We start from the raw sequence: 19,666 nt of genomic DNA on the forward strand, positions 1-19,666 counted from the left end.
TTGTTAGGAAGACTATGACAATTATCGTTCCTGCCAGCTACCCCGCCGCACGCATGCGCCGCATGCGCCGCGATCCTTTCTCGCGCGCCCTGATGCGCGAGAACGTTGTCACGCCCTCGGACCTGATCTACCCGGTCTTCATCCTGGACGGCCAGAACCAGCGCCAGCAAGTCGCCTCGATGCCGGGCGTGGAGCGCGTCTCGGTCGACCTGCTGCTCAAGGTCGCCGAAGAGTGCGTGACCCTCGGCATCCCGATGCTGGCCCTGTTCCCGGTGGTCGACGCCTCGCTCAAGACCTATGACGGCGTGGAAGCGACGAATCCGGAAGGCCTGGTGCCGCGCGCCGTGCGCGAACTGAAGAAGCACTTCCCGGAACTGGGCATCATGACCGACGTCGCCCTGGATCCCTACACCACCCACGGCCAGGACGGCCTGCCGGACGAGAACGGCTACATCGTCAACGAGAAGACCATCGAGATGCTGATTCGCCAGTCGCTCGCCCAGGCCGAGGCCGGCGTGGACGTGGTGGCGCCTTCCGACATGATGGACGGCAGGATCGGCGCGATCCGCAACGCGCTCGAGGCGGACAGCCACATCCACACCCGCATCATGGCCTACTCCGCCAAGTATGCCTCCGCCTTCTACGGCCCCTTCCGCGACGCGGTCGGGTCGGCGGCGAACCTCGGCAAGGCCGACAAGAACACCTACCAGATGGACCCGGCCAACACCGACGAGGCCCTGCGCGAAGTCGCGCTCGACCTGGCCGAAGGCGCCGACATGGTGATGGTCAAGCCGGGCATGCCTTACCTGGACGTGGTGCGCCGCGTGAAGGACGAGTTCAAGGTGCCGACGTTTGCCTACCAGGTCAGCGGCGAATACGCGATGCTGAAGGCGGCCGCCCAGAACGGCTGGCTGGACCACGACAAGGTCATGATGGAATCGCTGATGGCCTTCAAGCGCGCCGGCGCCGACGGCGTGCTGACCTATTTCGCGCTCGACGTGGCGCGCAAGCTGAAGGCGCAGGGCTGAACCGTTCCGCTCCCATGAAAACCGCGCGCTGCGCGGTTTTTTTTTGGAAAGCTGTCACAGGATGCGGGGCTGGCTCGTCTAAGAGGCATTCACCCACCTCGACAAAGGAAAACACCATGTCCAGATCGCGCTTGCCCTACCACTCCCTCTCCCCCGCCGTCTCCCAGGCAATGGCGGCGGCCGGCCCCATCCTCGACGAGTCGCCCCTCGGCAAGCAGCTGGTGCACCTGATCTACCTGCGCGTCTCGCAGATCAACGGCTGCGCCTTCTGCGTGGACAAGCACGCACGCGACCTCATCAAGGGAGGCGAAGACTTCCAGCGCATTAACAGCCTCGTCACCTGGCGCGAAACGGACTTCTACAGCGCCCGCGAGCGCGCCGCCCTGGCCTGGGCGGAAGCGGCGACCCGCCTCGACGGCGGCGAGGTCCCCGACGCCGTCTTCCTGGGCCTGAAGGAAGTGTTCTCCGATCGGGAGATCGCCGACATCGGCTTCGCGACGGCCCTGATGAACGCCTGGAACCGGATGGCGATCGGATTCCACCAGCCGGTGGCCCGGGCCGCCTTCCCTTCCGCCCAATGAGTGAAATAGAGGCTTTCTCGGCCCTGCGCCCGCGCCTGTTCTCGATCGCCTACCGCATGCTGGGCGTGCGCGCCGATGCCGAGGACGTGGTGCAGGATGCCTGGCTGCGCTGGAGCGATCCGGCCCGTCCTGCCGTGCAATCGGGCGAAGCCTGGCTGGTGTCGGTGGTGACGCGCCTGTCGATCGACCGCTTGCGCGCGGCCAAGCTCCAGCGCGCCCACTACGTCGGCGAGTGGCTGCCCGAGCCGCTGGTCGGCGTGGACGAGCATACGCCCGAGGATGCCGCCATCCTCGCCAGCGAATTGTCGGTGGCCCTGATGTGGGTGCTGGAACGGCTCGCGCCGGAAGAGCGCGCCGCCTTCCTGCTGCGCCAGGCCTTCGAGCAGGACTACGGCGAACTGGCGGCCGTGCTGGGCAAGAGCGAAGCGGCATGCCGCCAGCTGGTGCACCGCGCCGGCGAGCGGATCCGGCAGGATGCGCCGCGCTTCCAGGTCCGGCGGGATGCGCACCGCAGCCTGCTGGAACGCTTCCGGCTGGCCGCGAGCCGCGGCGACATGGCGGCGCTCAGGGAGCTGCTGGCCGAGGACGTCGCCATCGTGGCCGACGGCGGCGGCAAGGTGGCGTCCTTCATGAAGGTCTTGCGCGGTGGCCATCGCATCGCCAACCTGTACAAGGCGGTATTCCTGCGCAATGGACCGAAGCTGGCCTACCGCATGGCCCTGGTCAATGGCGAGCCGGGACTGCTGCGCTATATCGACGGCCAGCTGGAGTCGGTCCAGGCGTTCGTGAGCGACGGGGAGCGCATCACCGCCATCTACGCGATGCGCAACCCCGACAAGCTCGCCACCGCCCTTCAGTACGCCTCGACGCTGACGCCCAGCAGCTCCACCGCCTCGCCGTGATTTACCTGCCGCGCATCATCCAGGCCGTTCAGCACCGCCACATTGGCTTCGCACTAGCATGAGTTTTGACGATGAAGCTGAAACCTGTTCATTTTGGACTTGTCATACTAGGGCTGATTCACCTCGGTCAATCGCGTGGCACGAGCACTATTGCCACGCGACGTTCGACGCGAGGCACATCGCGGTGAGTTCCACCGTGACTGCCTGTGGAGGGGAAAGCGCTGACTTGGCGCGCGAGCGGCAAGTGAAACTAGCCCCAGCGAAGCAGGAATCCAACTGTATGGCGAGCTTAAGCAACACTAGCAAGCTTTGCATAAGTTTGGAGGAACGGTCGTGCACGATGTCGAAAGGGAAGGTCTTGCTCGGAGCCCGGTAGCCTAAAGGGTGGCGTGGCTTCGGGGAACACTTCGCGGACCAATCGATCATGACGTGCTCTCGAAAGTGAAGTGCAGCACCAGGAGCTGCTTCCTGGCATAGGAACCTGCCCGAGTAGCAGCTCGGGCAGGCTTTCAATTTAATGATCCGATTCACAGGCTGTACAGCCGAGCACGACAAGCTCGCCAACGCCGGCTTGTTCGCGAAATCAAATGCAAAAAACGCGCGGCCGCGATGGCGCGCGCGGGATCAGCGCCACTGCGGCGGCGGCTTATACTCCGGGAACATTTCCTTGAACAGGAAGGTCATCAGCTCGTCCGTATCCTGCGGCCTTGCGCTGAGCTTGACGATGCGCCCCAGGCGGTGCGAATCCCATTCGAAGTCGCCGGTCTTCTCGCGGCGGATCAGCTCGATCATCTTCTTGACCACGGCAATCTCGACGTCCGGCTCGCTGCCCTGCTCCACCGTCACCTGGGTCAGCCAGCGGCGCTTGAAGTTCGGGTTCCACCCGCGGAACTTCAGGTCCATGCTGTGGAAGGTCTTGTTCGAGATCGAGAACACGCCGCCGGTCTCGTTGCGGTCTTCGCGGCCGCGGCCGTTGATCGACGCGATATTGTTCATGGCGTTGCGCATGCCCCTGGTCGCTTCGCTTTCCGGCGTCGTGTCTTCGCTGCCGGTGGCGGCCCCGCGCTGGCGCTTGCGGGCGGCGATGAAGTCGGCCATGTCGACCGGCTGCTGCTCGTCGAATTTCTTCTGCGGCTCAGGCTTGGTCGGTTCGACCGGCTTTTCTTCCGGCAAGGTGATCGTATCCGGCAGGCGCGCGATCTCGATCCGCTCCTGCTGCGGACGCGGCGTGGGTTTGGTTTTCGTCGTCGGCGTGGGCGCCTGCGCACGCGGCGGGGGCTTGGGCGGCTGCTGCATGGGCGCGATATAGACCACCTCGCCCTCGCTGCCCGAGGCCGGTTTCGCCTGCTTGGCGTCCTTGTCGGGCTGGATGAACCAGATCAGCACCAGCAGGGCGTGCAGCAGGATCGTGGCCACCAGCGCCGGCCGGTTCGGCCCCTGGCGCCCATAGGTCGGCGCGACGCGTCCCGGCAGCGGCTGGCCGCAGTGGGCGCAGACGTCGCTATGCTCCTCGTAGCTGTGGGAATGGTCACGCAAGGTCAAACGGTTCCTGGATAGTGGCAACTGGTTACCGGGCAGCTTGTTACCGGAAGGCTGCACGAGAGCCGCAGTCTAACCGTTTTGCGACAGAGGCGCAGCTTAGAGGAAGCTTAGCGGCGTTTCCGGAAGCTTGAAGGATGTTACAAGATGTTTCCGTCGAGCCATACAGGCAGGCGGGAGGACCCGCCTGCCCGCCCTGTCAGTGCGCTGCCGCTTCTTCCAGTTTCGTCAGTTGCTTGTCCGTCATCGGACCGGTGCCGCTGTACTTGTCGAGGTAGAGATAGATCACCGGGGTGATGTAGAGCGTGATCACCTGCGAGAAGATCAGGCCGCCCACCACGGCAAGACCCAGGGGCTGGCGCAGCTCGGCGCCGGCGCCGATGCCCAGCGCGATCGGCAGCGCGCCCATCATCGCGGCCAGGGTCGTCATCAGGATCGGACGGAAGCGCAGGATGCAGGCCTCGCGGATCGCGTCGACCGGCTTCATCCCCTGGTTGCGCTGGGCGTCGAGGGCGAAGTCGATCATCATGATCGCGTTCTTCTTGACGATACCGATCAGCATCAGGATACCGATCATCGCGATCAGGGTCAGGTCCATGTCGAAGATCCACAGCGTCAGCAGCGCCCCCACTGCCGCCGAAGGCAGGCCGGCCAGGATGGTGATGGGGTGGATATAGCTTTCATAGAGCACGCCCAACAGCACGTAGATCACGCCGAGCGCGGCGAGAATCAGGATCAGCTGGCTCGATTGGGTGTCCTTGAACACGGCGGCGTCGCCGCCGTAGTTCGTGATGATGGACGCCGGCAGCTTCATGTCGCGCCCCATCTGTTCGATCGCGGCGGTGGCGTCGCCCAGCGGGACGCCCGGCGCCAGGTTGAAGGACAGCGTGATCGCCTGGAGCTGGCCCTGGTGGTTCACCGCCAACGGTCCCACCGTGCGCCGCACCTTGGCGAAGCTCGACAGCTTGACCAGCTCGCCGGTGCTGGCGCGTACCGACACGCGCGACAAGGCTTCGTCGTAGTAGCGGTCGGCCGGCGCCGCTTCGAGAATCACATAGTAGCTGGCCGCGGTCGAGTAGATGGTCGAGACCTGGCGCTCGCCGAAGGAGGCATACAGCACAGTGCGCACATCGGCCATCTCCACGCCCAGCAAGGCCGCCTTGTCGCGGTCGATGTCGATGGTCGCCTGCAAGGCCTTGTTCTGTGAATCGCTGGTGACGTCGCGGAAACGCTGGTCGGCCCGCATGCGCTCGAGGAACTGCTCGGCCCAGCCGCCGATCTCGCCGCCGGACACGCTCTGCAGCGTGTACTGGTAGCGGCTCTTGGACTGGCGCCCGCCCAGCTGGAGGTTCTGCAGCGGCGCCATGAACACCTGCACGCCCGCGACCTTGCGGGTGGCCTTGCGCAGCTCGTCGACCACCTGCGACATCGGCGGACGCTGGCTGCGCGGCTTGAGCACCATGAACATGCGGCCGGTATTGCCGCCGCCGGTGAACGAGGTCACGTCCTGCACATAGGGGCTGGCGCGCATGATGTCGCGCACCTGGGCCTGCAGGCCGACCAGCGCCATCGACGAGGTGTCTTCCGAGGCCTCGACAGTGACGCGGATCTGGCCGATGTCTTCCTCAGGGAAAAAGCCTTTGGGCATACCCATATACAGGACGGCAGTCAGCGCGAAGGTGCCGACGGCCAGCATCAGCACCAGGAAACGGTGGCGCAGCGCCATGTCCAGGGTGCGGGCATAGCCGTCGCGCACATTGGTGAACATCGCCTCGAAGCGGCGGCCGACCCAGGACATGTCCTTCGGATCGACGTGGCCGCCATGCTTGATCAGGCGCGAGCACAGCATCGGCACCAGGGTCAGCGAGACCACGGCCGACACCAGCACCGCCAGGCCGACGATCACGGCGAATTCCCGGAACAGCAGGCCGATCACGCCCGGCATGAAGAAAATCGGGATGAACACCGCCACCAGCGAGATCGAGATCGAGATGATGGTGAAACCCATCTCCTTCGAACCGACCAGCGCTGCCTTCATGGGTTTCTTTCCCATCTCCATGTGGCGCACGATATTTTCCAGCACCACGATGGCGTCATCGACCACAAGGCCCACCGCCAGTGTGATGCCAAGGAGCGAAATGTTGTCTAGGCTATAGCCAAAAGCATAGAGCAGCGACAGCGCACCCAGCAGCGAGATCGGGACCGTGACGGCGGGAATGAAAGTGGCAGTCCAGCGGTGCAGGAACAGGAAGATCACCAGGATGACCAGCACCACGGTGCCGGCCAGGGTCAGGTTGACGTCGTGGATCGCCTCGCGGATGGACACCGAGCGGTCGCTGACGAGATGGATCTTGATCGACTTCGGGAGCTGGTCTTCGAAGCGCGGCATGAGGGCGCGCACCGCATCGACCACCGCCACGGTGTTCGCGTCTGGCTGGCGCTGCAGCATCAGCACGATCGAGCGCTCGCCGTTCAGGCTGCCGTTGGCCTTGACCGACTGGTAGCTGTCCTCGACCTCGGCGACGTCGCGCAGGCGCACCGGCTGGCCATTGCGGGTGGCGACGATCAGGCCGGCGAAGTCGGCGGCGCGCATCAGCTGGCCGCTGCCCTGGATGGTCAGGGTCTGGGTAGGTCCGTCGAGCATGCCCAGCGGCGTGTTCGAATTGGCCGAACGCAGGGCCGCGGCCAGCTCGTCCATCGAGATATTGCGGGCATTCATCAGGTCATGCCTGGCGCGCACGCGGACGGCGAAACGCTTGCCGCCATTCACCGTCACCTGGGCCACGCCCGGCAAGGTCGAAATGGCCGGCGAGACCAGGTTTTCCGCGTAATCGTTCAGCTCCGCCAGGTCCATGGACGGCGAGGTCATGTGCATGAACAGGACCGGGGCATCGGCCGGGTTGACCTTGCGATAGGACGGCAGCTCGGTCATTTCCTGGGGCAGGCGGCGCTGCGCCAGCAGCAGGGCTGCCTGCACGTCGATGGCCGCCTGGTTGACGTCGACCGAAGGGTCGAACTCCAGCGTGATATTGGTGTCGCCCTCGGTGCTGGTCGAGCTGATCATGCTGATCCCGGCGATCGTCGCGAACTGCTTTTCCAACGGCAAGGCAACCGACGAAGCCATGGTTTCCGGACTGGCGCCCGGCAGGTCGGCGCTGACGTTGATGACGGGCGTGTTATAGCTCGGCAGCGCCGCAACCGGAATCTGCATATAGGCCAGCACGCCCGCCAGGATCAGGCTGAGCGACAGCAGCACCACCATGACGGGACGGCGGATGCACAGTTCGGACAGGTTCATGCCTCTTCACCTTTCTTGCGCGCGGCCGTGCCGCCGGCGGTGGCGGCCAGGCGCACCTTGCCGCCAGGACGGAGGTTCTGTTTGCCTTCGGTGATGACGCGCTCGTCGCCCGCGAGACCGCTCACGGCAGCATACTCGCCGAAACCGTGCAGGCGCGCCACCTTGACCTGGCGCGCCTGGTTACCCTCGCCCACGACGTAGACAAAGGTGCCCTGGGTGTTGGTGATGATGGCGTTCTGCGGAATCACGACCGCATCACGCAGGGTCTGGACCGTCAGGCGGGTGGTAACGTACTGGCCCGGCCACAGATTGGCCTCGGGATTGGCGAACTGGGCCTTGACTCGGATGGTGCCGGTGGCCGGATCGACCGCGTTGTCCACGAACTTCAGCTCGCCCGCGATCGGCCGGCCGGCGTCGCCGGCGCTGGCCTGGACCGGCACCCGGCCGGCACGCTGGGCGCCCAGCACCGCCCCGAGCGCCGACTCCGGCAGCGTGAAGGAAACATCGATCGGGTCGAGCTGGGTGATGGTGGTGAGCGAGGTGGTCGGCTGCACCAGGGCGCCCGGGTGGATGTCGATGGCGCCGACGCGGCCCGACATCGGGGCGCGGATGCTCGTATAGCTGGCGCTGACCTGGCTGGCGCGCGCGGCTGCGGCATTGCTCTGGACCAGGGCGCGGGCCGCCTCGACCTGGCTCTTGAGGGAGTCGACGGCGCTCTGGGACAGGAAATTCTGGGAAGCCAGTTCCTGGCTGCGCTTGTACTGGCGCTCGAGGTCGGCCAGGGTCGCGCGGTTCTGCGCCACCTGGGCCTCGGCGCGCGCCACGTTGGCGCGGTCGGCGCGGTCGTCGAGCGAGAACATGAGCTGGCCTTCCTTGACGAACTGGCCTTCGCGGATGTGCACCTGGCGGATGGTGGCGGTGGTCTGCGGGTGCAGGTCGACGGTGCGCACGGGAGTGACGGTGCCGTTGGCGGACAATTCCACGCCGACGTCCTGGCGTTGCGGCGTGACCACGTTGACCGTGGTCGGCGGCATGGCGCCCTGCGCGCCCGCGGCGGCGCCGTCCGGGCCGGCATGGGCGCCATCGCCCTTGTTCAGGTACCAGGCGCCGGCAAGGGCCAGTGCTACGACACCTACGATCATTCCCGCATTCTTCTTTTTCATGTTCGTCTCTTGCCGCCAGTTCCGGCGGCTCTTTCTCTCAGTTGCCCGGGGTGCAGCGCATATGCGCGGCGCTGCATTTTCGCATGGCCATGTTTCAGGATTGTGTATTGGGTTTCTTTTTGTTTTTTACTTGTTTGGGTAGTACTCGGGCAGCACCAGCGTGACTTCCAGCCCGCCCTCAGGGTGATTCGCCAGGGCGATGCTGCCGCCGTGCTGCTCCGCGATATTGCGCGCGATGGTCAGGCCCAGGCCGGTGCCGCCCGACTCGCGCGAACGCGAGGTTTCGACCCGGTAGAAGGGATCGAACACCCGGCCCAGCTCGCCGGCCGGGATGCCCGGGCCGCCGTCGCGGATGCGCACGCGCGCCGCGCCATGGGTGCGGTCGACGCAGACGCGCGCCTCGCGGCCGTACTTCACCGCGTTGTCGATCAGGTTGCCGAAGCAGCGGCGCAGGTCGAGCGGCCGGCCCATCAGGGCCATGCCGGCATGGCCTTTCAGCTCGACCTGCTGGCCCGCATCGACGGCGTCGGCGCACACGGCTTCCAGCAGCGAGTCGAGGTCGAGCATCTGCATGTTCTCGGTGGTGTCCATGCTGCGCGCCAGCACCAGGCCCTCGCGCACCATTTCCTGCATCGCCGACAGGTCGCCGATCAGGCGTTCCTGCAGCTCTGTGTCGGACACTTTTTCCAGGCGCAGGCGCATGCGCGTCAGGGGCGTCTGCAGGTCGTGGGTGATGGCCGCCAGCATCTGGGTGCGCTGGAAGATGTACTGGCGGATGCGCGCCTGCATGGCGTTGAAGGCGGCGCTGGCCTGGCGGATCTCGCTGGCGCCGTTCAGTTCGAGCGGCGCGCGGTTGATGTCCTGGCCCAGGTCCTGGGCGGCGCGCGCCAGCACCTTCAGCGGGCGGGTGGTCATGCGCGCCACCAGGTAGGCGAGCGCGGCGATGCTGACCAGGAACAGGGCGATGGTGGTGCGGTAGTCGGTTTCGGGGCCGGTGAAGACCGAGCGCGGCGGCAGCACCGAGAGGCGCAGTTCCTCGCCGTCGCGCAGGCGCACGTTCAGGGTCTCGCAGGCGCCGCGCCACTGGGTCGAGACCAGGCCGTAGAGCACCATCTGCTGGTGCGGCATGTCGCAGGAAGCCGGGCGGCTGGCTGCCGAGGTGATGCGGTAGCCGTCGCCCAGGCGCGCCGCCAGCGAGCGCGCGAACCAGCTGGGCGGCTGGGCCGGCGGCTGGACGTTGCCGACTTCGAGGCGCAGGCCGGGGCGGTTGGCCACCGAGAGGTAGACGGACCTGGCCGAGGTCGGCACGATCTCGGTCGCCATGACGAGCTGCTCGGCGCGCTCGAGCAGGTGCTGGTCGCGCTGCTGCTCGATGACGCGCAGGCGCTCGAGGTCGGCGGCCAGCTGGGTGAGCGTTGCCGAAATCAGGATGCCGAGCAGCAGGGTGATGAAGACGCGCCCGGTCATCGAGCCGAGGAAGGCTTTCACGCAGGCGGCTCCACGGTGACCTGGCCGGCCAGCACGTAGCCGCCGTTGCGCACGGTCTTGATGATCTGCGGCATGCGGGCGTCTTCGCCGAGCTTCTGGCGCAGGCGCGAGATCTGGATGTCGATCGAGCGGTCGAAGGGGTCGGCGTCGCGGCCCTGGGTCAGGTTCAGCAGCTGGTCGCGGTTGAGCACCCGGTTCGGGTGCTCGAGGAAGACGCGCAGCAGGCGGAATTCCGCGCCCGAGAGCATGATGACCACGCCCTGCGGATTGACCAGGTGGCGCGCGGTCAGGTCCAGGGTCCAGCCGGAGAAACGCATCTGCTGCACGTTCTCGGACGGGGCGTTGGACGGCATCGCGTGCGAGCGGCGCAGCACGCTGCGGATGCGGGCCAGCAGTTCGCGCGGCTCGAAGGGTTTCGGCAGGTAGTCGTCGGCGCCCATCTCGAGGCCGAGGATGCGGTCGAGCGGCTCGTTGCGGGCGGTCAGCATGATGACCGGCAGGCTGGAGGTGGCGCGCAGCTTGCGGCACAGGGTCAGCCCGTCGTCGCCCGGCATGTTCAGGTCGAGCACGATCAGGTCCGGGCGCGCGTCGTCGAGCGCTTTCCACATGCCGGTGCCGTCGGCGGCGGCGATCGTGCGGTAGCCGTTCGACTCCAGGTAGTCGGCGAGCAGGGTGCGGATATCGCGGTCGTCGTCGACGATCAAGATCGTAGAGGGATTGTCCATAACCTCAATTATCCGTATTCGGCGCAAGGATGGACAGCCGTTTTGTATCGGCTTGTATATGCCGCTGAGCACGAAACATATTGATACAAAGTATCGCACAGGGGAAATCCCGCGGTTACAGTTTTTTCCGATGATGGGAACCGTGCAGCGAGCAGTCCGGATGCAAGGTGCACACCGACCGACTCCTCATTCTCACAAAGGAAACAACATGAACACCGTCCGCAAGAACATCGTGATCGTCCTGTCCGCGCTCGGCATCGCCGGCGCCTCGCTGGGTGTCCAGGCGCAGAGCGCCGCGCCGCAGGAAGGCCGCCACGGCCATGCGATGAGCAAGGAGCAGCGCGAAGCGAAACGCGCCGAGTTCCGCAACATGACTCCTGAACAACGCCAGGCGAAATTCGCCGAATTCAAGGCCAAGCGCGCCGAACATCGCGCCGCCCGCCAGGCCAAACTGGCCGAGTCGCTGAAGCTGACCCCGGCCCAGCAGCCGGTGTGGCAGGCTTTCGTGGCCAGCACGACCCCACCCCAGAAAGGCGAGCGCGCCGGCCAGCGCCTGAGCAAGGAACAGCGCGCCGCCCTCACCGCCCCGCAACGCCTGGAGCGCCGCATCGCCATGCAGAAGCAGCGCACCGCCCGCATGGAAGCCCGCCTGTCGGCCCTGAACAGCCTGTACGCGGCCCTCAGCCCCGAGCAGCGCAAGGTGTTCGACGCGTCGCAGCAGCGCCGCGGCGGCCGTCATCACCGTGGCCACGGCGGCCACGGCATGATGCATGGCTGAGCGTTTGCCAGCTGAATGACGAAGGACGCCCGCGGGCGTCCTTTTTTTATCGATCAGGCTGGCTCAGGCGTCGGCCAGGGGCGGGCTCTCGACGCTGGCCGGAGGCAGCACCGGCAGGCGCACCGTGAACGTGGTGCCGACGTCGACCTCGGATTCGACCTCGATGCGCCCGCCGTGCTTGCTGACAGTGCTGTAGGACAGCGACAGGCCCAGCCCGGTGCCGCTGCCCACGGGCTTGGTCGTGAAGAAGGGCTCGAAGATACGGTTCATGTTCTTCTGCGGAATGCCGCAGCCGGTGTCGCTGATGGCCACCCAGACCCAGTCGCCATCGACGCCGGTGCTGATGGTGATGAGGCCCTGCTCGCGGATCGCATGGGCGGCATTGACCAGCAGGTTCATGAAGACCTGGTTCAGCTGTGAAGGCAGGCAGGTGACGAACGGCAGGCTGCCATAGCGCTTCTCGATCGTCGCCTTGTACTTGATCTCGTTGGCGACGATGGTCAATGTGCTGTCGAGGCCGGCGTGCAGGTCGGCGCGCTGCCAGTCGGTGTCGCCCATGTGCGAAAAATCCTTGAGCGCCTGGACGATTTCGCGCACCCGCTTCAGCCCGTCGAGCGATTCCGCCACCAGGTCGGGAACGTCTTCCCGCAGGAAAGCCAGGTCCGCTTCGTGTGCGATGGCTTCGACGCGCGCTTCCAGCGCCGAGCCGGGCGCCGCCTGCTTGACCACCCTGTCGTAGGCCCCCACCACCGCCAGCAGGGTGTTGATGTAGCGTTTCAGCGAACTCATGTTGCTGTTCACGAAGCCCAGGGGGTTGTTGATCTCGTGGGCCACGCCGGCGGCCAGCTGGCCGATGGAAGCCATCTTTTCGGACTGGAGCAGCTGGTCGTGCGCTTCGCGCAGGCGTGCGATCAGGCGTTCCTGCTCCTGCTCCATGTGCTTGCGCGCGCTGATGTCGCTGAGCGAGCCGATGACTTCGACCGGCGCGCCGTGCTCGTCGCGGATCAGGCGCAGCTGGTCGTGCATCCACAGGTAGTCGCCATTGGCGGTGCGAAACCGGTATTCGTAGGTCCGCTCGCCTTCGACGAACAGCAGGGCCAGGCTGGAAAAGATGTTGGGGGCGTCTTCCGGGTGGATATGGTCGAACCAGAAGTTCGGGTCGGCCAGCATTTCCTCGGGCTGGTAGCCGAGGACGCGGTAGGCGTTCTTGCTGACGAAGGTCAGCTTGAAATCGCCGCTGGGGACCGAGCTGTAGACGATCGCCGGGGTGTTGTCGATCAGGTATTGCAAACGGACCAGCGGGGACGTCTCCTCGGCCGGCCGCGGTGGCGGGCTCGAGTCGAAGGACTCGAATTCTTCAAAGTTCATGGCGCGGGAGAACGGAGATGTGCTGTTTTGTATTATCCCGGCGAATGTGTTTACGAGGACTATTTATTTTCCTATTGGAAATAATTCTCTCTGTCCGGTATGGCGCCGCTACAACAGGCGATGGCTGCCCGCGCGGGCAGCCTGTCGACTCAGGCACTGGACGTGCTGCGCCGTTTCGGCACGTAGGGCAGCGCGAACAGGTAGAGGCCGGATAGCAGCTGCAGGAAGAGCGGCGGCAAGGGCGCGTAGGTGATCCAGGGAGATGGCTCACCCTCGCCCACGGCCCTGGCCGCGACGTTGAGGATCACCGTGACGGTGAAGACGATCGACAGCCAGCGGTGGCCCTGCCGCATCCAGGCGGTCCGGTTCATTGTCCCTCCCGGGCGGCCTGGATCATTTTCCAGCCATTGCCGGACGGATCCCGGAAGCCGGCATCGACGGCCCCGTAGCGCTCCACGGGCTGCTGGGAAAATTCGACCCCGCGTTCGGCAAGCCGCGCATGCGTGGCGCGGCAGTCGTCCACCAGCAGGACCAGCGGCGGCATCGCGCCCTTGGCGACGATCTCCTCCAGCGCGCGCGCGGTGGCGGCATCGTGCACCGGCGGCCCGGGCTTGAGCAGCCCGAGCTGCAGAGGCTGGTCCGGGTGCTGCACCGTCAGCCAGCGGTAGTCTCCATTGCGCACGTCCGTGTGGACCCGGAAGCCCAGCTTGTCCACGTAAAACGCCAGCGCCTCGTCCTGGTCACGGACATACAGTCCGACCGTTCCTACTCCTCGCATCATCGACCTCCTCCTTGGATTGAGGCTCCAGTCTGCCATCGGCAAGCGAGCGGCGCTTCTCCGAAACTGCGGTCTTGAGGTTCGGGCGGCTGATGCTGCGCAGGACGCATTCGGGCATCGAGGCCATCGGCGCCGGCAATGATTGCTCGCGCGCCCGAAGCTGTCCCGGGCTCTCGCCGGTGATATCGCGGAACACCCGCCCGAAGGTACCCGGGCTGTTCCAACCGGTCTGGAGCAGCACGTCGAGGATGGGAAGCCCGGTCTCGCGCAGCAGGGCGGCCGCCCGTTCGATACGGCGGGTAAGCAGGTAGCGGTGCGGCGGCAGGCCGAAGGCCTTCTTGAATTCGCGTGCGAAGTGCGCTTCCGACACCGCGCTTGCCTCGGCCAGGCGGCTGATGGGCCAGTCCTCGTGGGGCGCCGCGTCCATGCGGTCTTTCGCTCTCAGCAAACGCCGCAGCAGTCCCGGGTTCTGGCGCATCCGGAGATCCTGCTCAAGGCAGCCTGGCGAGGGAAGCGAGGAATTTTTCCGGATTCTGGTAGCCGATGACGCGGCTGTCCGGAATCTCTTCCCCGTTCGGCGCAAACAGGATGATTCCCGGCGGCCCGAACAGCTTGAAGCGCTTGAGCATGGCCTTGTCAGCCGCATCGTTGGCCGTCACGTCCACCTGCAGCAGGATGGTATTGGCCAGCCTTACCTGCACCGCCGGATCGACGAAGGTCAGCTTCTCCATCTCCTTGCAGGACACGCACCAGTCGGCGTAGAAGTCCAGCATCACGGTCTTGCCGCCCGTGTCGGCGAGCTCGCGGTCGAGGTCGTCGACGGTCTTGATGCGCTTGAATGCAAGACCCTGGTGGACGCCGCCCGTCAGGTGGGCCAGCGGCGCCAGGGCGTCGCGGCCGCCGGTCGCGGCGCCGACCAGCTGGATGCCGCCCAGCAAGGCAAACGCGGCGCCCGCCGCCATCGCCACCCAGTGCTTGTGCTTGCGCAGCAGGTAAAAGCCATAGCCCAGCAGGAGCAGCGCCCAGCCCAGCATCTGCACCATCGGCGGCAGCACCGGCGACACCAGCCACAGGGCCATCGCCAGCATCAGCACGCCGAACAGGCGCTTGACCGATTCCATCCAGGCGCCCGCGCGCGGCAGCAGCGAGCCGGCCGACAGGCCGACCAGCAGCAGCGGGATGCTCATGCCGGCCGCCATCGCGAACAGGGCCGCGCCGCCGACCAGCACGTCGCGGGTCTGGCTGATGTAGACCAGGGCGCCGGCCAGGGGCGCGGCCACGCAGGGGCCGACGATCAGGGCCGAGATGGCGCCCATCGCGAACACGCCGACGAGCTTGCCGCCCGACTGGCGGCCGGACGCATTGGCCAGGCGGCTCTGCAGGCTCGACGGCAGCTGCAGTTCGTAGAAACCGAACATTGACATCGCCATCGCCACGATCAGGAGGGCAAAGGCGCCCAGCACCCAGGGGTTCTGCAGGGCGGCCGCCAGGCCCTCCCCTGCCAGCCCGGCAGCGATGCCGAGCAGGGTGTAGACGATGGCCATGCCGAGCGAATACGTGAGCGACAGCAGGAAGCCGCGCCCGCGGCTCACCTGGCCTTCGCCGACGATGATCGAGGACAGGATCGGCACCATCGGCAGCACGCAGGGCGTGAAGGCCAGGCCCAGGCCGAGCAGGATGAAGGCCGGCACGATGGTGAGCAGGCGGCCGCCCTGGAGGACGGCGTCGATGCGCGACATCTCGGAGGGTGCGGGGGCAGCGGCCGGCGCTGCTGCCGGCGCCGGCCCGGCCTGCACTGGTGCTGCCGGGGCGGGAGCCGGGGCCGTGTCCATGGCCGGCTGCGAAGACAGCGGGCCGGTCGACATGTGCGGCGCATTGGCGCCGATGGGCAGCGCGGGCGCGGCCGGGGCGCCCCCGCCGGCGTCCAGCCGGGCGCTGTGTTCCTGCGGCGGATAGCACAGGCCGGCGTCGGCGCAGCCCTGGCTGCTGGCAGTGAAGGTGAACGGGCCGCTGCCCTCCACGGGAATACGGATGATCAGCTCGCCCTTGTGGGTCTCGACATCCTTCTGGAAGGTTTCGTCGTACTTCACCTTGCCGGGCGGGATTTCCGCCATACCCAGCTTGGCCCCCGCCGCGCGGAAGGCGAAGCGCTCGCGGTACATGTAGTAGCCGTCGGCGATCTGGTAGCGCACCTCGACGGTCTGGGGATCGGCCATGCGGGCTTCGAAGCGGAAGGCGATGGCGGGATCGAGGAAGTCGTCGGCGGCGCGTGCGCCGCCCGCGAGCAGCAGTGTGGCAAATAGGGTCAGGCAGGCAAGCGCCAGGACGCGTGAAATGCTGGTCAAGGAAAAGGACATGATGATGGATGAGTTGTTACTGCGCACCGGCATGGTACACCGCTGGAGCCTTGCATGCGCAATCGCCGCTGCCAGCTTGACGATACGGCAATCCGTCGCACTGCCCGAAGGCTTTTAGTTGGCGCAGGAAATCTACACACTTGCTCCGGCCTGCGCATGGGCGCGATCGCGGCTGCGCGATCCGGCCACGCCGGTCGCCAGCGCCGTGCCCAGCATGATCAGGCCACAAGCCGACAGCACTTTCCCGTCCAGGACCTCGTCCAGGAACGACGCGCCCCATAGCACCCCGAACGCCGGCACCAGGAAGGGCACGGCCATCGTCCGCGCAGCGCCGACCCGGGCAATCAATCGGAAAAACAGAACGTAGGCGAGTGCGGTACAGGCGGCGCTCAGGCCGAGCAGAGCCAGCCAGGCCGGGACGGAAGGCAGGCGTGCCGGTGCCAGGACCAGCGCGGGCACGGCCAGGACCGCCGCCGAGGCGAGCTGGCTGCCGGTGGCGACGGCGAGTGGGGGCACGTGCGCCAGGTAGCGTTTGCTGTAATGGGCGGAAAACGCATACAGTACCGTGGCGGAGACACAGGCCAGGACCGCCCATCCCGTGGCCGCCGCTCCGCTGCCCTCCTTGAGGCCGGCGCTGTCCCATGCCAGCCAGGCCACGCCGGCGAAGCCCAGCGCCAGCCCGGCCGCGCGCTTGCGCCCAATCCCTTCGCCAAGCCATAGCAGCCCGATTATCGCGGCGTACAGCGGCGTGGCGGCATTGAAGATGGCCGACAGGCTGGCGTTGATGCTCTGCGCAGCGACCGCGAACAGCACGAAAGGTAGCGCGCTGTTGCTGATCCCCACCAGCAGGATCGGTCGCCAGTGGCGGCGCATCGCCATGACGCCACCCTCGCGCCGCGCCGCCAACAGCGGCAGCAGCAGGGTCGCTGCGCCTGCCGCCCGGGCGCCCGCCAGCGTCAGCGCGCCGAACTCGCCCGCGCTGATGCGCATGAACAGGTAGGATGCTCCCCACAGGCCTGCAAGCGCCAGCAGGGTAGCGATATCGATTTTCTTCATCCCCCCTCCCTCGTACTCAGCGCGCGCGCAGGTCGCGCAGCGCCTGCTCGAGATCGCGGTCATCGGGACCGAGCACGCGGACGAGGCGTCCTGCGGCGTCGAGCAGGACGACGGCCGGAATATCGCGGATGCCGAACGCCGCGAACACCTCGCCGGTGCTGTCGAGCGCCAGCGGGATCCGGGTCTTGCGGGTGCGCGCGTACTCTGCAAGCTCACCGGTCGACGACCAGACAGGGCCCGAGATGGCGAACCAGTCGATGTCCCCCGACCTGGCGAGCCGCTCGCTTTCCTGGCGCACGCGCGCACATGCTTGCGCCGTCCGAGGGCGGCTGTCGCGCAGGTATGACTCGCACCAGGGCGAGAAAAACACGAGGGCCTGGGGCCGGCCGGCCTGGCCCAGCGCCGCACGCCGGCCATCGATCGTGGTCACGGCGAGGCCGCGCACGTCGCTGCCCTCTCCCTGGGATGGACTGGCGCCGCGTGGCGCGAGGGAAGGCGCGGCTGCGGCGATATGCCCCGATGCGGCGCGCTCGAGCGCGGCGATGAGTTGCTCGTCGTGCTTGTGGCCGACGTGGAGGATGCGCCCGTCAGCGCCGATCACCACGTGCTGCGGCGTGACACGCAGGTTCAGCCTGCGTCCGAGGCTGCCGTCATCGATGGCCACGGGCATCGGCAGCCGATACACGTCGCGGACAGTGCGCACGGCGGCGTCGGTTTCGCTGAACCCGGCGTTCACGGCGACCACCGTGATCCGCTCTCCATACTTGCGGTAAAGCCGGCTGGACTGCGGCATCTGTTCGAGGCAGATCGAGCACCAGGTCGCCCAGAATTTCAGGTAGACCGGCCGCTTGCCATACAAGGCGCCGAGGTCGATGCTGCTCCCGTCCACGGTGCGCAGGACAGCGGCTGGCGCGGGCCGGCCAACGAGGCCGCGGCCCGCCTGGGCGGCGCGGCTTGCGCCGTCTCCGCCCTCATCGGCGCGCTGCCGGGCGTTGGTAGATAAAGGAAGCACGGCGCAGCACAGCAAGAGTGCAAGGGCCGGCAGGGTAGCTAATCGGTTCGACATGAGAATCCCGGTAACGAAAACCCAGCCATCGTATCCAGCTCATGAGACATAAAACAGATGCAAGAATTACGCAAATCTCTGTACCATGTTTCAACCTTTCGCTGAACAGATGCACAACGCTATGCCCTCCTCCCACGCAGCCTGCCTGGCCATCCGTATCGACCGCAGTGCGGGACGGTCGCTGGCCGAGCAAATCAGCGCCGCAATTGGCGACGCCATCCGCGACGGTCGCCTGGCGCCGGGCGCGCGTCTCCCGTCCTGGCACGACCTGTCGGTGCAGCTGGGCGTGGCGCGCGGCACCGTGCGGGTCGCCTACGAACGCTTGCGCGACCAGCAACTCGTCGCCGCAGCCGGTGCAGCCGGGACGCGTGTCGCCTCCCAGCAGGCGGGCGCCGGCACGCGCGGCCATGGCGCGCCCGGACGTCTCGCCATCCCGGCGAGGCCGTCCACGCGGCCTGCCGTATTCCAGGTGGGCGTCCCTGCACAGGACGTGTTTCCGTTCAAGACGTGGTCGCGCATCATGGGGCGCGCAGCGCGCACGGCGGCCGCAGTCCCCCTGGCCTATCCCGACCCGCGCGGCGAACCGGCGCTGCGCGCCGAGATTGCAGCCTATCTGTCGTTCGCCCGCGGCATCGCTTGTGACCCGGGCCAGGTGCTCGTCACCACTGGCTACGCTGGCGCGCTGGCCATGGCCCTGCGCGCCCTGCGGCTGGACGGCCGGCGCGCCTGGATCGAGGATCCCGGCTATGCCCCTACCCGCGAGCTGCTGGCGCAGTCGGGCCTGCGCCCCGTGCCGGTACCGGTCGATGACGAGGGACTGGACGTTGCGGCCGGCATCAGGCACGCACCCGACGCCGCGCTGGCCGTGGTGACGCCGGGCCAGCAGGCGCCGCTCGGGATGACGCTGCCGCTGGCACGGCGTCGCGCACTGCTGGAGTGGGCCGCCTCGGCGCAGGCATGGATTGTCGAAGACGACTATCTGGGAGAACTTCAGCTGCAGGGCCGTGCCACGCCGGCGCTCGCGTCGCTCGACCACGCCGGCAGGGTGCTGCACATCGGGACCTTCAGCAAGACGATCAGCCCTGCGCTGCGCGTGGGCTTCATGGTGGCGCCGCCGGGATTAGCGGAGCAAATGGGAAAGTCGGCGGACACGTGGGCGACTGCCCCCGCTCCCGCGGTCCAGCTGGCGGTAGCCGGGTTCATGCGCGAGGGGCACTATTTGCGCCATCTGCGGCGCGTGAAGCGCCTGTACGCCGAGCGCCGTCGGGCGCTTGCCGCCTGCTTGCGTGGCCTGGACATCGTCCACCAGGAAGCAGGTTTGTCAGTACTGGTGCGCCTGGGCGACGGTGTCGACGACCTGCAGCTCGCGGAGCAGGCGCGCACAGCCGGCCTGGGGCCGTCGGCGCTGTCCTGGTGGTGCGCTGGGCCAGGGCAGCGCGGCCTGCTTCTCGGGGTCAGCAATGTGCAGCCCGACGTACTTCATGACAGCTGTGCCAGGCTGGCACATGTCCTGGGGGCGGGACGATAGTGGCCCGGGCG

Annotated in this window: 18 protein-coding genes; 6 read left to right on the plus strand and 12 right to left on the minus strand. The window is 67.0% G+C overall.

Annotated elements, in window-relative coordinates; genetic code table 11:
- Positions 1 to 14 precede the first annotated feature (14 nt).
- The 3 genes from hemB to NX780_RS03100 all read left to right on the plus strand — a co-directional run bounded on the left by hemB (position 15) and on the right by NX780_RS03100 (position 2,511).
- A complete protein-coding gene (gene hemB / locus NX780_RS03090; protein WP_258826411.1) occupies positions 15 to 1,028 on the plus strand; it encodes a porphobilinogen synthase in 1,014 nt (337 codons plus the stop codon).
- 116 nt (positions 1,029 to 1,144) lie between these two features.
- The gene (locus tag NX780_RS03095; protein ID WP_258826412.1) at positions 1,145 to 1,609 is read left to right on the plus strand and encodes a carboxymuconolactone decarboxylase family protein; all 465 of its coding nucleotides are present in this window, start codon (positions 1,145 to 1,147) and stop codon (positions 1,607 to 1,609) included.
- Positions 1,606 to 2,511, plus strand: a complete 906-nt coding sequence (locus NX780_RS03100) for an RNA polymerase sigma-70 factor (RefSeq protein ID WP_258826413.1) — start codon at positions 1,606 to 1,608, stop codon at positions 2,509 to 2,511. Before NX780_RS03095 ends, NX780_RS03100 begins: the two co-directional genes overlap by 4 nt.
- A gap of 624 nt (positions 2,512 to 3,135) precedes the next feature.
- Here the strand turns inward: NX780_RS03100 and NX780_RS03105 are convergent.
- The 5 genes from NX780_RS03105 to NX780_RS03125 all read right to left on the minus strand — a co-directional run bounded on the left by NX780_RS03105 (position 3,136) and on the right by NX780_RS03125 (position 10,724).
- The gene (locus tag NX780_RS03105) at positions 3,136 to 4,047 is read right to left on the minus strand and encodes a hypothetical protein (protein ID WP_258826414.1); all 912 of its coding nucleotides are present in this window, start codon (positions 4,045 to 4,047) and stop codon (positions 3,136 to 3,138) included.
- Positions 4,048 to 4,249: 202 nt separating this feature from the next.
- A complete protein-coding gene (locus NX780_RS03110) occupies positions 4,250 to 7,348 on the minus strand; it encodes an efflux RND transporter permease subunit (RefSeq protein ID WP_258826415.1) in 3,099 nt (1,032 codons plus the stop codon).
- Entirely contained in the window at positions 7,345 to 8,511 is a 1,167-nt protein-coding gene (locus tag NX780_RS03115; protein WP_258826416.1) for an efflux RND transporter periplasmic adaptor subunit, read from the minus strand. The genes NX780_RS03110 and NX780_RS03115 overlap by 4 nt, the downstream gene beginning before the upstream one ends.
- 126 nt (positions 8,512 to 8,637) lie before the next feature.
- The gene (locus tag NX780_RS03120; protein WP_258826417.1) at positions 8,638 to 9,999 is read right to left on the minus strand and encodes an ATP-binding protein; all 1,362 of its coding nucleotides are present in this window, start codon (positions 9,997 to 9,999) and stop codon (positions 8,638 to 8,640) included.
- Positions 9,996 to 10,724, minus strand: coding sequence for a response regulator (locus NX780_RS03125; protein WP_231058299.1), 729 nt, complete (start codon positions 10,722 to 10,724; stop codon positions 9,996 to 9,998). Before NX780_RS03125 ends, NX780_RS03120 begins: the two co-directional genes overlap by 4 nt.
- Positions 10,725 to 10,932: 208 nt before the next feature.
- Here NX780_RS03125 and NX780_RS03130 point away from each other — a divergent pair, with 208 nt between their 5' ends.
- Complete coding sequence (locus NX780_RS03130) at positions 10,933 to 11,502, plus strand: Spy/CpxP family protein refolding chaperone (RefSeq protein ID WP_258826418.1); 570 nt, start codon at positions 10,933 to 10,935, stop codon at positions 11,500 to 11,502.
- 63 nt (positions 11,503 to 11,565) lie between these two features.
- Here the strand turns inward: NX780_RS03130 and NX780_RS03135 are convergent, their stop codons facing one another.
- The 5 genes from NX780_RS03135 to dsbD all read right to left on the minus strand — a co-directional run bounded on the left by NX780_RS03135 (position 11,566) and on the right by dsbD (position 15,984).
- On the minus strand, positions 11,566 to 12,870 hold the full coding sequence (locus NX780_RS03135) for an ATP-binding protein (RefSeq protein ID WP_258826419.1): 1,305 nt from the start codon (positions 12,868 to 12,870) through the stop codon (positions 11,566 to 11,568).
- A 149-nt stretch (positions 12,871 to 13,019) separates the two neighbouring features.
- Positions 13,020 to 13,241: a hypothetical protein gene (locus NX780_RS03140; RefSeq protein ID WP_258826420.1), complete on the minus strand. Its 222-nt coding sequence runs from the start codon at positions 13,239 to 13,241 to the stop codon at positions 13,020 to 13,022.
- The gene (locus NX780_RS03145) at positions 13,238 to 13,651 is read right to left on the minus strand and encodes a VOC family protein (RefSeq protein WP_258826421.1); all 414 of its coding nucleotides are present in this window, start codon (positions 13,649 to 13,651) and stop codon (positions 13,238 to 13,240) included. The genes NX780_RS03140 and NX780_RS03145 overlap by 4 nt, the downstream gene beginning before the upstream one ends.
- Positions 13,611 to 14,126: a helix-turn-helix domain-containing protein gene (locus tag NX780_RS03150; protein WP_258826422.1), complete on the minus strand. Its 516-nt coding sequence runs from the start codon at positions 14,124 to 14,126 to the stop codon at positions 13,611 to 13,613. The genes NX780_RS03145 and NX780_RS03150 overlap by 41 nt, the downstream gene beginning before the upstream one ends.
- Positions 14,127 to 14,139: 13 nt before the next feature.
- Entirely contained in the window at positions 14,140 to 15,984 is a 1,845-nt protein-coding gene (gene dsbD, locus NX780_RS03155) for a protein-disulfide reductase DsbD (RefSeq protein ID WP_370663577.1), read from the minus strand.
- On the opposite strand from dsbD, the gene NX780_RS03160 reads away from it, so the two are divergent.
- Complete coding sequence (locus NX780_RS03160) at positions 15,983 to 16,123, plus strand: hypothetical protein (protein ID WP_258826424.1); 141 nt, start codon at positions 15,983 to 15,985, stop codon at positions 16,121 to 16,123. The genes dsbD and NX780_RS03160 overlap by 2 nt on opposite strands.
- 14 nt (positions 16,124 to 16,137) lie before the next feature.
- Here NX780_RS03160 and NX780_RS03165 read toward each other — a convergent pair whose 3' ends face one another.
- On the minus strand, positions 16,138 to 17,061 hold the full coding sequence (locus NX780_RS03165) for a DMT family transporter (RefSeq protein WP_258826425.1): 924 nt from the start codon (positions 17,059 to 17,061) through the stop codon (positions 16,138 to 16,140).
- Positions 17,062 to 17,077: 16 nt separating this feature from the next.
- Positions 17,078 to 18,127, minus strand: a complete 1,050-nt coding sequence (locus NX780_RS03170; RefSeq protein WP_258826426.1) for a TlpA family protein disulfide reductase — start codon at positions 18,125 to 18,127, stop codon at positions 17,078 to 17,080.
- Positions 18,128 to 18,212: 85 nt separating this feature from the next.
- Between NX780_RS03170 and pdxR the strand changes: the two genes are divergently transcribed.
- Positions 18,213 to 19,655: a MocR-like pyridoxine biosynthesis transcription factor PdxR gene (gene pdxR, locus NX780_RS03175; RefSeq protein ID WP_258826427.1), complete on the plus strand. Its 1,443-nt coding sequence runs from the start codon at positions 18,213 to 18,215 to the stop codon at positions 19,653 to 19,655.
- Positions 19,656 to 19,666 lie beyond the last annotated feature (11 nt).

This window comes from Massilia agri (assembly GCF_024753255.1).
In the GTDB taxonomy this organism is placed as follows: domain Bacteria; phylum Pseudomonadota; class Gammaproteobacteria; order Burkholderiales; family Burkholderiaceae_D; genus Telluria; species Telluria agri.